Here is a 15258-nt window from a genome sequence, read left to right as displayed (position 1 = left end):
GAAAATTCCTCCAAATATAGATATTACAATAGTAAAGGTCAAAGCGAATTTACAAATAATACAATTACGAATTGTATTGGATTATTCAATTGACATTGTCCCTTTATTAGTTCAACAACAAATTTACTTCTTTTTTTCGAGAAAGTTGAGAAATTACCAGTAGTTATCTCGATTACTAGAAAGTCCATAATCATCCACCCGCTGTGAGTAAACTCCCTCACTCAACTACAATCCCAACTTCTCAAAGTAAAGTTATAAAAATTAGTTATTTATCTAAAATGATATAGCATCTTTTATAAAAATTAGCGGTCCACTTATTAAATTTTTTAACCATCCACTGGAGGATTTTTTGCTCACCGTTATCGCTTCGAATATAAATGGAGATACTGATACTTCGAACTTCAAGTAGTCATCAAGTTGAAGCAATACACCTTTCTTCTGCATAAAAAGCCGATTTCTTCACGGAGAAACCGGCTTTGTATTAAATATAAATTAGTTACCAGCACCAAAAAAGAAGAAAAACATAAACTACTTTCCCGAAAATAAAGCAGTGCTAATAAGATGTTGCATTGTCATTGTTATTAATGATTTTAACTGCGGAGCTAGTACCAATTCTGGATGCCCCTGCTTCTATCATAGCTTTGATATCGGCTACATTACGAACTCCTCCAGATGCTTTCACTCCAACTGCTTGGCCCACAGTTTTTCTCATTAAGGCTACGTCTTCAACGGTTGCCCCATGTAAAGAAAAGCCTGTTGAAGTTTTCACATAATCTGCTCCAGCTTTGACTGATAACGCACATGCACGAACCTTTTCATCGTCAGTTAAAAGACTTGCCTCGATGATTACTTTTACTAAAGCATTTCCCTTGGCTGCTTCTACTACACTGCGAATGTCCTGCTCTACTAGAAAATCATTTTTATCTTTTAGAGCACCGATATTAATTACTACATCAACCTCCGATGCGCCATTTTCAATCGCATTTTTTGTTTCAAATGCTTTTGTTTCAGGTGTATTAGCACCTAATGGAAAACCTATAACCGTACAAACATTAACTCCTGTGTCTTGTAATTGCTTTGCAGAGAGACTTACCCATATTGGGTTTACACACACAGATGCAAATCCATACTGCCTTGCCTCATTACATAATTTTATAATTTCATTTTCCTTCGTAACTGGTGAAAGCAAAGTATGATCAATCAATTTATAGAATTCCATTGGTTTCTCTCCTTTAAATTTTGATCTAAATTAATATGACATTTCTGTTGGGGACTTCATGTAAGACAATTACTATCACTTTTCTACTAATGTATTCTGACGTTTGAAAACACTCTTTTATAATAATCGATTTTAAAATTTTATAACCATCCATTTCAACACTTTTTAACACATCCACTTTTCATAAAAAAATCAATATCATTAAAATAACGCTAACTATATGCTTAGCTTTCATGCAGAAAAGTTTGTACAACAGCTTCACATGTAAACTTATTAGCATCTGTAGAAAACAAGTTTGCAAGTCACCTTATGTCCACCATATCTAAATAATCCGATGACAGCTTTGGAATTGAACTAAAACTAAAGAAATAGCAGATTTACTTGAAACAAAATATGAACACCTTAATCGAGTTATTGATTCTCTTGCTGAAAAGAAAATTATTGTGAGAGAATAAGAATTCTATTCAAATAGTAAACTGAAATGAATTAGAAAGAGTATCCAATGGAATTCAATTGAATATAAAAGTACGCCCCCTCTTTTTTCTAATAACGTAGTCAAAAAAATAAACGTGTTGAATCTGATGACTGCAAAATTTTAAAATTATAGAACGCCGTATACAACAAGTGAAAAATAAATTAAAAATCGAGAAATAAGCATGTCTAATGCTTGTTCTCGATTTTTGTTTTTTTTATTTAATTGATTAATTTAAACGGCCTAAATGAGCTTTTAAATACTGAATAAATGGATGCTCTACTATATCTGATTTGCGAGTGCATATAAATAAACTTTGCTGAATATCTGCATGCTCAATAAACACACGAGCCAGTTTCCCTTTTGATATACTTTCTATCACACTATTTGAGGGTGCTAAAGTCATACCGTACCCTGCTTCCACTACTTTGATCGATTCATGTAATCCCTGCATTTGAAGTCCTGATTTGGGTAATGGCGCATTAAAAGTGTAAAATATCGCCTCCAATAAATCGAGTGTCGAGCTACCACGTTCCCTATAAATAAAGTCTTCGTTCGATAATTCGTAAATGGAAACAGTTTGATTTGCTAAAGAATGTGATGGGTGGACAATAAACCAGAACGGGATATTTTAACTTTGCTATAAACAATTAAAAATTACAACTGAAGATGTAAATAATAGCAAAAATGAATGTTCATAAATTTGTTTTAAATATATTTTTCATAAAAATAGAGAAACAATTTTTACCTTCATGACTTATAGTAAAGAAAGTCCTAACTTTATTGTCCAAATTTTAGTACATAAAAGTTAGGACTTCTTTGTTAAAATCCCTCTATTAAGCTAATCTTTAATCCTCACTTTAATATCCTTTTACACAATTCCCATAATGTCTTTTGCATATGGGCAAGATCTTTTAGACCCATGTTATAGTAATAATTTAAACTTTGGTGTCTTTAATATCATTAAGATTGTAGAACTCGACACAGTTTTTCGAAACAATTTTGTTCTGTAAAGAAATTTTTCTAATCTAATTAAAATCTTATCGTATAATCCATAAATAACAGATTTTTTTATTTTATCATATATAATTTTTGGTCTGTTATAATCTCATTTTACTTTGTTCTAAGTAAACGAAGCGAGTTTAGAATAACAATTAAAGCAGCCCCTGTATCACTTAAAACTGCTAGCCATAGCGTAAGCCATCCAGGGAAAATCATCACTAGCGCAATAACCTTAATAATAATTGAAAAGATAATATTTTGTTTAATAATCATTAAAGCTTTTTTACTTAGTTTGATCGTATGTGGTAGTTTATCAAGGTTATCAGCCATTAATACAATATCTGCCGTTTCCATGGCTGTATCAGTACCCGCACCACCCATTGCGATGCCTAAATTTGCTGTTGCAAGAGCCGGGGCATCATTTATACCGTCTCCTACCATTGCAACTGTGTAGCCTTCATTTTGAAGCTTCTGAATGGCCTTCACTTTATCTTCCGGTAATAGATTTGCAAAGTAACGTCCAACATTTGCTTCAGAAGCGATCATCTTAGCAGCACCATCATTATCGCCAGTTAACATTACAGTTTGATTAACATTGTTTTGCTTCAATAAATTTAAGGTTGAAACAGTGGAAGATCGAATCTTATCTGATACTGAAATTAAGCCTAACATCTGTTTTTCAGTACCGATTAAGACAACTGTTTTGCCGTTATTTTGAATTTCATTGATTTTTTCATTCAGCATAGTTAAAGGAACACCTAGCTCCTCAAACAACTTCACATTTCCAGCATAGTAAATCGACTCTCCAATTTTTGCTTGAACGCCCTTTCCTACAATATTTTTGAAATCAGTACCTATTTTTTTCTCAATATTGTGCTCCACTACGTAATTTGTAATGGCTTTAGCAATAGGATGAGTGGAATATTCCTCTAATGTTAGTGCTATAGATAATAATTCCACTTCAGAAATCTCTTCCACTTGAACATCCGATACTGTCGGTTTTCCTTCTGTTAATGTTCCTGTTTTATCAAATGCAACGGCATCAATCTTCCCAGCAATCTCAAGGAATGTGCCGCCTTTGATGAGAACGCCATTTTTCGCCGCATTCCCGATAGCTGAGACTATGGCTACTGGTGTAGATATAACTAATGCGCAAGGGCAAGCGACTACTAAAAGTTCAAGACCTTTATAAAACCACTCGCCAGCTGTTCCAAAGCCAAATAAAGGTGGAATAATAATCAATGCTAATGCAGAGATAAATACTATAGGTGTATAGATGCTTGCAAATTTATCAACAAATGCTTCTGTCGGTGCTTTTTTTTCTTGTGCTTCTTCTACTAGATGAATAATTTTAGCGATAGTAGTATCTGCAACTAGTTTTGTTACTTTTACTTCCAATGTACCATGTTCATTAATAGTACCTGCATAAACAATATCACCAATTTGCTTATCTACTGGTATAGATTCACCCGTTATTGGGGCTTGATTAATACTTGATTCGCCTACCAGAATTTCACCATCTAATGGGATTTTTTCTCCTGGTTTAATTACGATAATTTGACCAAGTACAATTTCCTCAACAGGTTTCTTTTCAATAGATGTACCTACTTTAACCCAAGCTTCTGGTGGAGCTAAGTCCATTAAATTTGAAATTGAATCTCTCGTGCGTTCGATTGATTTGGTTTGTAGGTAATTTCCTATAGCAAACAACCAAACAACCGTTGCTCCTTCAAGCCATTCCCCAATTAATACAGCCCCTATAGCTGCACCTGACATCAAAACATTCATATCTAGAGATCTGCTCTTAATTGCATAAAATGCACTTCGGACAGGCTTATATCCACTAACGACCATAGCTATTCCATAAAAAAGATTACTTAGCCATTCTGGGAGAGCCATATAGGATCCGATGAATCCTAATGCTATTAAAATTCCTGAAAAGATGATGATCTTGTTTTCAGTTTTCGATTGCTTTTGTTTCGATTTCGATGACATCCTATTTTCTACAAGAGAAGCTTGGAAACCAATCTTTGAGACTTCTGAAATGATTTCATCTGAAGTGCCTACGTGTTCAACCTTCATTTTTCCTATAGAAAAATTGACGATAGCTGTTGAAACCGTTGGTAAACTCATTAAGTGTTTTTCAATACTTTTCGCACAACTACTGCAATCCATGCCAACAACATCATACGTTTTTAGATGATTATTTTGTTGGATGGGTTCTGCAGTAAATCCTAATTTTTTTACAGTTCGTTCAATAGGCAATAATGCTTGTGAAGAATCAGCACTTACCTGCATTTTTGCAGTACTGAAATTTACTTGAACTGTACTAATTTCAGGGAGAGTAACTAACCCTTTTTCTATGGTTTTTGCACACGCTGCACAATCCATTCCGAAAATCCGATACGACATTTGAAATTTAACAGGTTCTTTTTTATTTGAGTTGATATGATTTGCTGAAATATCTTCGAGTGGGATAAATGTCTGTTTTGATCCCCCACTACAACATGTGCTGTTACTGTTATTAGCAGTTTTTGATATTGTCGTTGAAGAACAACAACCCTTACCTAGTTGCTCATCATCGGCATTATGATTTGTTGAATCACAGCAGCTCTTACTTGCCTGCTCCCCTTTATCATTATCATGATTTGAATCACAACAGCTCTTACTTACCTGTTCATCTTTATCATCATGACTATTTGAACTACAACATTTATCTGCCATCTCAATCCCTCTAGTCTATATGATTTGCACAGCATGAAACATCAGAGTGAACATCTTCTAAAACAGTATCAAACATTTCAAGAAGATCGCGAATACGCTCATTTCTCAAACTATAGTAGCAATACTTACCTTCATTACGGCCAACAATAATACCACAACCTTTTAAACAGGCTAAGTGTTGTGAGATGTTTGACTGATTGCCCTTTAATTCATCAACAATCTGAGATACTGTCTTTTCCTTCTCTTTAATACACTCTAAAATTTGAAGTCTTACCTTATTGGAAAATCCATGAATTAATTTAATTTTTAAATCAAAAGAATTGTCTGTCACAAAATCTCCTCCAATTCACATTAGACTTTGCTAATATGTTTTGTTATTATCATATTCGATATTACTAATATGTGTGTCAATCATATTAGCACTATCTAATATGTCTGTCAAAATCTTTAAAAATGAATTTATTGGAGGTCAGTATGATAAAAATACTCTTATTAATGCATTAAGATGTTATGTGGAAGCGCATACATCAATTGCAGATTCAAGATCATATGAATGATAAAGTGACTACAGAAACATACCATTAAATTTGAGAAAATCTAAAAAACGAGGTTATTAATAATGAAAAAGAAAAATATTGGCGCTAAACTCGCTGTTATCCTCACGCTACTTATCTTTGTATTCGTTGCTTTAATCGTTGTATTAAATCAAAAGGATGAACCAGTTACGGAGAAAGCCCCTACAGGACCACCTTCCATAGAAGATCAACCTCTATTCGGGGAATCAACTGCTCCTGTTACAATCGTTGAGTTCGGTGATTTCAAATGTCCTGCGTGTAAAGCTTGGGGAGATACAGTATTTCCTAGACTAGTAGAAGATTATATTGATAGTGGAGAAGTGAATTTTGCCTATGTTAATGTTCCATTCCATGGTCAAGAATCTATCTTAGCGGCTTTGGCTGCAGAATCTGTTTATCAACAAGACCCAAGTGCATATTGGGAGTTCCATAAGACGCTCTTCTCCTCTCAACCAGAAACAGCAAAACATGATGAATTATGGGTAACAACAGAAAAGTTATTAGAACTTACAAGCACTATTCCATCCATATCCCCTGAAAAATTAACACAAGACTTGGAACAAGAACTGACAATGCCACAAGTGGAAACAGATACTGCTTTATATAAAAAGCACGGAGTCGGTGTAACACCAACAATTATCATTGGTGATAAAAAAATTAGTGATCCATTTGATTATGAAGAAATTCAAAAAATAATAAAAGAAGAATTGAGTGCTGCAAATGAATAAAGTGATGAAGGGAACTTCCAAAGACATTTATCTACTTTACTTTGCTTGGCTAGTCTCATTAGTTGCTACTTTTGGCAGCTTATATTTTAGTGAAATTCGAGAATTTATCCCTTGTGAAAAGTGTTGGTATCAAAGAATTTTCATGTATCCACTTGTTTTTATTCTAGGAATTGCGATGTTTCAACGTGATGTAACAGTGAGAAAATTTGTTTTACCTCTTTCCATTATGGGAGGCTGTATATCTCTTATTCACTATCTTGAACAGAAAATCCCTGGATTTGGTGGATTTAAACCTTGTGTAAGTGGTGTACCTTGTAATATCCAATATATTAATTGGTTTGGGTTTGTAACAATTCCCTTCCTAGCATTAACAGCCTTTACACTCATATCAATTAGTATGATAGCTATATCAAGAGCCAAACGAAAGGTGGCGTAATCTTTGCAAAACGAGATTAATTTATTACTAGTCTTCGGAGCAGGATTATTATCCTTCTTATCTCCTTGCTCATTACCTTTATATCCAGTGTTTCTTTCGTATATAACGGGTGTATCTTTAAATGAATTAAAAGAAAACAAAGGGATGTTAAGCCGCCATGCCATAAAAAATACATTATTATTTTTACTTGGTTTTTCCATCATTTTTATAGCACTTGGTCTCTCTACTTCGTTTATAGGGACATTCTTTATACAATATAAAGATTTATTAAGACAAATCGGTGCCATCATTATGGTTTTCTTTGGTCTACTAAGCGTAGGTATCCTTAAATTAAATTTTCTACTCTCTGAAAAGAAATATCAGTTTAAAAATAGGCCTAGTGGCTATATAGGTTCGATATTAATAGGAATAGGTTTCGCTGCCGGCTGGACACCTTGTACAGGTCCAATCTTAGCTGGTGTAATGGCTTTAGGGCTAACAAACCCCGATAAAGGCTTATTATATATGCTCATTTATGTACTTGGTTTTTCAATCCCATTTCTTATGATGTCCCTATTTATTGGCAAATTACGTTTTTTCCAAAAAAGAAGTCATCAATTTATGATTATTGGCGGTTGGATCATGATTTTAATGGGGATTTTATTATACTTTGACATGATGACAAAAATTATTGCATGGGTTACGCCTATTTTCGGAGGGTTCACAGGATTTTAGGGGTTCATATGCTTTAATGTTCTGTTGAAAGGTTGGAGGACATATTGAATAATACGTGGAACAAGATTATTTACAAAATTGGCTCTTCCTTCTACGATAAATTTTTTAATACAGGTATTTTTTTAAGGGCCAGAAAAAGGATTTTTCAAGAAGCACCTTTTCAGAGTAAACAAAAAATCTTATATGTAGGTATTGGTACTGGCGCTGATTTAGAATTAATTGATTACGTTGATTACGATATAACTGCCATTGATTATTCACCTGATATGCTAAATAAGGCTATAAATAAATTCAAGCACTCTACTATCAAATTTTTAGAAATGGATGCTCAAAAAATGGCTTTTGAAGATGAATCTTTTGACTATATTGTAGCGAATTTAATTCTCTCGGTCGTTCCTGATGACAATAAATGTTTTGGAGAAATGATAAGAGTTTTAAAAAAGGATGGAAGAGTTCTCATCTTTGATAAATTTGCTCCTAAAAATCAAAAAATAACATTAACAAAAAAACTATTAAGGCCGTTTATAAGCATGTTAGGAACCGATATTGGTCGAAGTTTTGAGGATTTGTTTAAACAAAATGAACAAAGGCTCAAAATTATAAAAGATGACCCAGTTATGTTAAGTGGAATGTATAGATATATTGAAGTGATTAAACTCAATTAAATACCCAGATGGTAAACAAAAATAGGCATGGATGCTTCAACAGCACAATGCCTATTTACTTTTTTTGATTTGCACTCCTTTTTTCCATAATAACGGTATCATGCCATTGCCCCTGTAACTGAGCGATTTTTTCTCTCGTACCAACAACTCTAAATCCCATCTTTTTATGTAATTGAATACTTGATGTATTGATGGCAAAGATAGATGATTGGAGTGTCCAAAAACTTGCCTTTTCACTCTCTTCAATTAGTATTTTAAATAGCTTTGAGGCAATACCTTTTCCTTTACTATCATTTGATATATAAACACTAACTTCTCCCACTCCAGAATAAACGGTGCGTGTAGAGACGGGGGAAATGCCGATCCAACCAACTACTCTATTGTGTTCTTTTGCTACAACGCGCAAGGTTGCCATCCCTGTTCCGATTCCCTCTTTATAAATCTTTAATACCTCGTTTAAATCACTCGTTTCCATTTTACGAACAATAAGGTTGTCCATCCCATTTCCCCCTTTATATTTTAAAAGAACTGTTAGCTTTCGCTAACAGTCAAATTTTTAATTTCTAACAACATGAATTTGATGGATTGGCAAGATTTATACCGCATACTCCTGTTTCAGGTAACTCCAATTCCACACGTTTTGAGGCTTCTTCATCATCTGATAAATAAGCTGTTATGGAACGAACTTGTTCGTAAGGTCGGGCCTATTTCCTGAATTGACAATAAGTTCTTCAAATCCTGTTAATACTTTTTGTTCGCCATTTATAGTACCAACAATATGGATGTTCTCATCTTTCTTCACCTGTGAAATATAGAAAGGTGTTATTACTTCAACCTTACCTGTATCTACTAATTCGTGAATTCGAACACCCAGAGCGCCACGTGCTGCCAATGCATCCTTTTCTTCACAACCTCCACGGCCAATTTAATTATTATATTTTATTCAGTTAAATGGACTTACCCGAAAGAACAAGCACAATTCTTTTTGCAGAATGGCGCTCGATTGTTGAAATTATAAGCATATTTCTTGTTTAACTAAAGCCCTCCGTTATTTCAATAAGTACATACTTTATCTTATAAAGGAAATAATACAATTAATTATGTAAAGACCTTAAAGAGGTGTATTTAGGTAAATGAAAAGGATATTACTCGTTTTTATACTCTCTCTTGCTCTAGTTACATCTTTTCAAACAAGAACTGTTTCATTATCTGAACACGCTCAGGACTCTAGTGAGCTTAGATTACAGGATATGCTCATGCTAATGCTTACTCCTTATATTGAAAAGGATTTGAGAAGCTATTATAATCCGAATATTTTAAAGGATGTTTCACCCTTTGTTACTCCGTGGAAAATTGAGTTGATTGAAACAAAAAGAAATCATTTTCGAGGCTTTAATATGCAAATTACATTTGAAATTGAACCAACAGATGGCGGTCATCATATTCCAGTAGGGAAGGATCGAATGACTTATGAAATATCTGCTGGACCTGAGGTGAAATTGATAAACCATACTCATCTAAAGACGTATAAATATCCACCAGAATAATTTGTGGCTTTGGAATAATTCCACGATAAAATAAAACAATCTAAAAAGGCATCAAGGTTGAAACCCTGATGTCTAATACTTTTATTACTTTATTTGTTTCCGAGTAAGTCATCATTTGCTTGAGTTACTTGTAGCTGCTAAATGAACAGCTCTTCAACTAACCTACACCATTAGCACAAGAAGCGCCTGCTCTAATTTAATACACCCGTTAGTTGACAAACAATTTTATTCCAAGTAACCATTCTTTTAACGGCAAGAATCCCTTTCCAATATAACCTTGCAGATTATTGCCTTTTGCTTTTTAAAGTAAAGCCCCCCTATACTTTAAGTACAGGACTTCATAATCTTTTTTTACACCTCATTAAAGTCAATCCCTAAATGTGTTTGTACAAGCAAAAAGTCTTCTTCTTACTCAAGAAAAAGTCCGACTGTTGAACAATGAAATATACGAAAGATCGCTCTGCAATACGTTCTAATTTATTTGACTTACTCACCCGTTTAGCCATAAAATCACCCGCTTCACCTGAGAGAATGAATAGGGCTTCACACAGTCAATACTGCTTCTACAGCTTTGCGAGGAAGGTCGCTGAATTTTGGTGCTTTATGACCAATCAACGCCACCCCAAGAGGATTGCAACTTTCGCAACAGAACAATTTGACCGATGTGATACGTATCGTGCATCATGATATTGCTGAGTAAACACTCAATAGAGGACCTGTTGGCTGCATACGGGGCTTTTAACTTTTCATCGTCAAGGTCCGCAATGACCATTTTTAATTTATTCATGACTTCATTGAGGCGCTGCACTGTCTGAGCCCACTCAATTTCGTCTTCTGGATCCCCCGGATTTCCAAAGGTTTCTTCATTGTCTTCTGCCTTATGCGGATTTTCCGTGCCCTTAATTCGATGGATTACGTCTTCATTCCAAAATATCAAATGGTTGACAATTTGCCAAATCGAATTACTGATTCCCGAACTTGTCCATGCTGCCTCAGCTGCGTTGACTTCATGAAGCGCCTGATCCATGGATGCAAACCAATCATTCTTATGGCAATGCATGTCGAGTTGTTCTAAAAAGATTTTGGTTACATCTTGCATACAACTAATCTCCTTACTGTTTAGTGTAATCTTTCAAAGTTACAAGACAAGAAAAAATCTGACTTAAGTGTCTACTTATAGGGTACATTAATGATAGATTTCCTAAATACCGCGAATTTTAATAGCTAATAGCACGGCTTGTCTTGCACCTATATTTTCATGAATGTCAGAAATACATCAACTCTCTTTTTCACTATCTTTCTAAAGTAAGCCCTCATAATAAAACTTACTACCATTAATGAATTCCACAAAATTATAAAAAACCCTTTTTTAAATAACCTACTCAATCGATTAAGTTTTAACCTTTACAATCTTTATTGCAGTCTATATAAACTACAATTGGTATTGTTCACTTTCCTCCACAATCTTGCCCGTTTGCTGTATAATCTTATAACTTTTACCACAGAAAACCCCTTCAGATACAGCATATCTAAAGGGGCAAAATAGTCTCCTGTTCTTTTAATAAAGGTAGATAGGTTAAAATTCTTCTTACTCTATAAGTGGTACTTTCTTAATACAATATGCGTTCTTTATTGATTTAACTTGTATCTTGTCTCTCTATCCAGTTCTGCTCTTAAACTTATTAGGAAAGGTTCCTGTTCAAAATATTTTAAGCCATAGGTGAGATTAAATTCATAGTCGAAGTCAGGAGGATTTTTCCCTTGATTATGCTGTATAATGGTTTCAGCTTTATCAAGTGCTTTTACCAAAACAGCTTCCTTTGTTACTCCTTCATTGTACTCTTTACAGACATCAATTATATGATGACCAATTTCTTCTGGTAAAAAGCTTGCCAACTTTTTAATTGCAAATTCTTCTTCTTTTGTCTTCTCTAACTTATCTGGCAGTAACACGGCGGATTGGTCTCCACTATAACGTTCACCAAGATCATGAACTAAACTCATAAATAGTACTTTCCCGTGATCTAATTCTGGAAATTGCCTTGCTACGATTGCTGCGAAAAGTGCTAATCTCCATGAGTGTTCAGCTGTACTTTCTTGACGACCTGATTTCATCCAAGCCGTCCTTGTGACTGACTTCAAGCCTTCAACTTCTTTAATAAAATCAAGGTATTTTCTTATCTCAATTTTTAATCTACTCCTTTCAAATACACTTGCCGATATCAAATTAAGCCATGTACTGTTTGCAAATAAGTACGAAACTAACCGACTCAAATAGATGGATTACTACTACTGAGGACATTAAGATAAACATTTGGTGTTACGTTCCCCTTGCAAGTGGCTCTGCATGACCTTATTTCCGTAACTCCCCATAAGAGTGGAATCATCACCATGCGGGAAAAGTGATGTCATTACCTTCAATAATCGGCAGCTTTCCTATCTATCATGTATATCTAACTTATTTACCGAGTACCTCTGCCAAAACCGGGATAGAAGAAGAGGAGCCTTTTCTAGATACTGCAAGTGAAGCAGCTTTTGAGGCAACTATAAGTGCAAATTTAATATCATGTTTCTGGGAAATCATGCTAAGGAAATAACCCAAGAAAGTATCACCTGCTGCCGTCGTGTCTTTCACTTTGACTTTATAGATTTCTTGCTTGTGTTCTTGTACATTGTCTCTATATACGACACCATTTGTACCTAAAGTCAGCACAACCTTTAAATTATTATAGTTTGATAGTAAGTGATCGAGTATTTTGTTAGGTGATTTTTCCCCAGTCATTTCTCGTCCTTCGATCTCATTCAGTATCAGATAGTTAATTTTTGAATAGTCTAAGCTCTTAATAGAATCACTTATTGGAGAAGGATTTAACGCAATGGTTAAACCCTTTTTAAAAGCAGCATTGATTAGGTAATCTAGACAATTTATTTCGTTTTGTAGAACTAGGAAATCATCGGCATTGAAGTCCTCTAATACGTTATCAATTTGTTCAACCGTTATTTCTTTATTCGCTCCACCATAGAGGAAAATGCAGTTCTCACCTGTTGGAGCCACTTGAATAATGGCATGACCTGTTATCAAACCGTCATCATATATTCTCTCAACACTAATTCCTTCTAATGCTAATTCTTGTTTTAGAAACAGGCCATCTTTGCCAATTTTACCTGCATGAAACACTTGAGCACCAGATTTTGCAAGGGCTATGGATTGGTTTAATCCTTTGCCACCTGGATATTCATCATAACTGACCGAAGATAACGTTTCTCCTTCTTTAACAATGTGAGGAATTGTATAAACTTTATCGATATTTAATGATCCGAAATTTAAAAATTTCATCTAAACACCCCATAATGTTAACTTACCAATAATTCTAATAGACGTTTCTTGAATAACTGATTGTCAATGGTCTTACAAACTATTGCATTAGGAGTGTGACCTGCAAATCCGTCAGAAATGGCAAGTTTACTACCGTCGTTTACTATCACTTGACCATAGGCAGCAGCTTCTGTCGTGCACACATAGCAGTAACATAACTTGTCTTCAAGAACAATTTCATCCCATAATACAACACCCATTGCCACGGCATCTGGTAAATCAACAATATGTTCATTACTTCTTTGTAAATTATATTCAAGCAAGGTGCGGTTACATTTAACAGAGAACACAGCTTCTTCTTTACCACTTGATAGTAATACATCCATATCGTCCTTATTTAAAGCTGCCTCACCTAAACATACATCAAATCCAATGATGGTAGTCGGTATACCTGCGTTGAGCATAATACTATATGCCTCTGCATCTACATACACATTAAATTCAGCAACAGGTGTAGTGTTTCCAGGGCCAAAGCCTGAAGTGCCCATTGTGTAAATATGCTTTACCTTTTTCATGGTCTCAGGTGCTTTTAAAATGGCAAGGGCAATATTTGTAACAGGACCAATGGTTACAATTTCGATTTCATCAGGGTTATTTTCAATAATTTCAAGAATAGCATCTACGGCATGCTTGGTTTCTGGCAAAAGAGTAGGATTTATTAAATGACAATCTCCCATTCCGTCTTCACCATGAACATTAACAGCTGTAACTAAATCACGCATAAGTGGTTTGCCTGCTCCAACATAAAGAGGTGGCTTTTGACCATTAGCCACTTCAATCGTCATTAGTGCATTTTTAGTTGCTAATTCAACTGGGACATTGCCACAAACAGTTGTGATCGCTTCTACTTTAAGATTAGTTGATTTTAATGACATAATTAACGCTACAGCGTCATCACTCCCGGTATCTGTATCAATAATTAATTTTCTCATAACAAGACCTCCAATCCTTATTTGTCCTGATTATATAATTCAATCTATAATGAAAATAGGTCAAATGACCAAAAGCGAAAAGAAGGTGAACATATGGATTTTAAAGATATTGTGAATGATGCACCAAAGCATATTAAGAAAGAATTTATTTATAGAAGACACAAGAAAGGTAGCCTTATTCTTCACCCGCATGAACAAAATAATTATCTTTATATTCTAACTACAGGTAGTGCAGAAGTGTATAGACAAAGTTATGAGGGAGCAATGCTTTCCCTTTATATTTATGATTCATATAGTTGTTTTGGGGAAATAGAAATTTTTAATGAAAAAATGAAAACACTCGGTGTAATTGCAAAACAAAATTGTGAAACGATAGCCATCCATAAAACAAAGGTTTATGAATGGATGAAAACCGATTTTAATTTTAATTTTTACATAATAAAACAACTTGCCTTAAAATTAACTTTAAGTTCAGATACTACAGCAAAATTATCATTGCTAACAGTTAAAGATCGTATCTTATTAAGTATTCATAATCATTATAAAATCGGTGATTTAGATACCCTTACAAAACAAAATTTATCAAGTGAGGTCTGTGCACCAATTAGAAGCTTAAATCGTTCAATAGCTCAGTGCATAAATGAGGACGTTATAAGTTACAAAGATAAAAAATTCTCTATAAATTCAATTGAAGAAATAGAAAAATACCTTGAAAAATTTTTATGAGGATAAAATTATCAAACAAATGTAAACCTAAAAAAGTCGATTTCCTGTACGATAAGGAAACCGACTTTTTTTATTGGCTGCTTTGCTCCATTAAACACGGTTTCTTAACGACCGTTTTGGTTAATTACAGAGAATAGATGAC

At 34.3% G+C, this 15258-nt stretch carries 15 protein-coding genes and 1 pseudogene; 6 read left to right on the top strand and 10 right to left on the bottom strand.

Annotated features, from left to right (window positions below; all coding sequences use genetic code 11):
• Positions 1-553: 553 nt before the first annotated feature.
• The 4 genes from deoC to GJU32_RS07065 all read right to left on the bottom strand — a co-directional run bounded on the left by deoC (position 554) and on the right by GJU32_RS07065 (position 5748).
• Entirely contained in the window at positions 554-1219 is a 666-nt protein-coding gene (deoC, locus tag GJU32_RS07080) for a deoxyribose-phosphate aldolase (protein ID WP_155591228.1), read from the bottom strand.
• A gap of 701 nt (positions 1220-1920) precedes the next feature.
• Positions 1921-2304, bottom strand: coding sequence for a LysR substrate-binding domain-containing protein (locus GJU32_RS07075; RefSeq protein ID WP_274381810.1), 384 nt, complete (start codon positions 2302-2304; stop codon positions 1921-1923).
• A 500-nt stretch (positions 2305-2804) separates the two neighbouring features.
• Positions 2805-5417 carry a heavy metal translocating P-type ATPase gene (locus GJU32_RS07070; RefSeq protein WP_155591226.1) on the bottom strand — a complete coding sequence of 871 codons (2613 nt, stop codon included), beginning with the start codon at positions 5415-5417 and terminating at the stop codon, positions 2805-2807.
• 10 nt (positions 5418-5427) lie between these two features.
• Entirely contained in the window at positions 5428-5748 is a 321-nt protein-coding gene (locus tag GJU32_RS07065; protein ID WP_155591225.1) for an ArsR/SmtB family transcription factor, read from the bottom strand.
• 288 nt (positions 5749-6036) lie between these two features.
• Between GJU32_RS07065 and GJU32_RS07060 the strand changes: the two genes are divergently transcribed.
• The 4 genes from GJU32_RS07060 to GJU32_RS07045 are packed head-to-tail and all read left to right on the top strand — an operon-like array spanning position 6037 to position 8535.
• The gene (locus GJU32_RS07060) at positions 6037-6720 is read left to right on the top strand and encodes a DsbA family protein (protein WP_155591224.1); all 684 of its coding nucleotides are present in this window, start codon (positions 6037-6039) and stop codon (positions 6718-6720) included.
• Positions 6713-7156, top strand: coding sequence for a disulfide oxidoreductase (locus tag GJU32_RS07055; RefSeq protein ID WP_155591223.1), 444 nt, complete (start codon positions 6713-6715; stop codon positions 7154-7156). Before GJU32_RS07060 ends, GJU32_RS07055 begins: the two co-directional genes overlap by 8 nt.
• Before the next feature lie 3 nt (positions 7157-7159).
• Complete coding sequence (locus tag GJU32_RS07050) at positions 7160-7870, top strand: cytochrome c biogenesis CcdA family protein (protein WP_155591222.1); 711 nt, start codon at positions 7160-7162, stop codon at positions 7868-7870.
• Between the two features lie 44 nt (positions 7871-7914).
• The gene (locus tag GJU32_RS07045) at positions 7915-8535 is read left to right on the top strand and encodes a class I SAM-dependent methyltransferase (protein WP_155591221.1); all 621 of its coding nucleotides are present in this window, start codon (positions 7915-7917) and stop codon (positions 8533-8535) included.
• Positions 8536-8590: 55 nt separating this feature from the next.
• Here GJU32_RS07045 and GJU32_RS07040 read toward each other — a convergent pair whose 3' ends face one another.
• Both GJU32_RS07040 and GJU32_RS07035 read right to left on the bottom strand, forming a co-directional pair.
• Complete coding sequence (locus tag GJU32_RS07040) at positions 8591-9034, bottom strand: GNAT family N-acetyltransferase (RefSeq protein ID WP_155591220.1); 444 nt, start codon at positions 9032-9034, stop codon at positions 8591-8593.
• Positions 9035-9098: 64 nt separating this feature from the next.
• Positions 9099-9448 (bottom strand): annotated as a pseudogene (locus GJU32_RS07035) (flavoprotein); the annotation flags it as partial.
• A 220-nt stretch (positions 9449-9668) separates the two neighbouring features.
• On the opposite strand from GJU32_RS07035, the gene GJU32_RS07030 reads away from it, so the two are divergent.
• Positions 9669-10082, top strand: coding sequence for a DUF3888 domain-containing protein (locus GJU32_RS07030; protein ID WP_155591219.1), 414 nt, complete (start codon positions 9669-9671; stop codon positions 10080-10082).
• A 601-nt stretch (positions 10083-10683) separates the two neighbouring features.
• On the opposite strand, the gene GJU32_RS07025 is transcribed toward GJU32_RS07030, so the two are convergent.
• The 4 genes from GJU32_RS07025 to GJU32_RS07010 form a co-directional block, all read right to left on the bottom strand.
• Entirely contained in the window at positions 10684-11181 is a 498-nt protein-coding gene (locus GJU32_RS07025; RefSeq protein WP_155591218.1) for a DinB family protein, read from the bottom strand.
• 530 nt (positions 11182-11711) lie between these two features.
• Positions 11712-12308 carry an HD domain-containing protein gene (locus GJU32_RS07020; protein ID WP_274381809.1) on the bottom strand — a complete coding sequence of 199 codons (597 nt, stop codon included), beginning with the start codon at positions 12306-12308 and terminating at the stop codon, positions 11712-11714.
• Between the two features lie 232 nt (positions 12309-12540).
• Positions 12541-13419 carry a ribokinase gene (locus GJU32_RS07015; RefSeq protein WP_155591217.1) on the bottom strand — a complete coding sequence of 293 codons (879 nt, stop codon included), beginning with the start codon at positions 13417-13419 and terminating at the stop codon, positions 12541-12543.
• 17 nt (positions 13420-13436) lie between these two features.
• The gene (locus GJU32_RS07010) at positions 13437-14390 is read right to left on the bottom strand and encodes a nucleoside hydrolase (protein ID WP_155591216.1); all 954 of its coding nucleotides are present in this window, start codon (positions 14388-14390) and stop codon (positions 13437-13439) included.
• A gap of 93 nt (positions 14391-14483) precedes the next feature.
• Here GJU32_RS07010 and GJU32_RS07005 point away from each other — a divergent pair, with 93 nt between their 5' ends.
• Positions 14484-15116: a Crp/Fnr family transcriptional regulator gene (locus GJU32_RS07005; protein WP_155591215.1), complete on the top strand. Its 633-nt coding sequence runs from the start codon at positions 14484-14486 to the stop codon at positions 15114-15116.
• The last annotated feature ends 142 nt before the right edge of the window (positions 15117-15258 follow it).

The organism is Lysinibacillus cavernae (assembly GCF_009724685.1).
In the GTDB taxonomy this organism is placed as follows: domain Bacteria; phylum Bacillota; class Bacilli; order Bacillales_A; family Planococcaceae; genus Lysinibacillus; species Lysinibacillus cavernae.
Note: the sequence above shows the minus strand (reverse complement) of the source record. Positions and strands in the feature narration are given on the sequence as shown.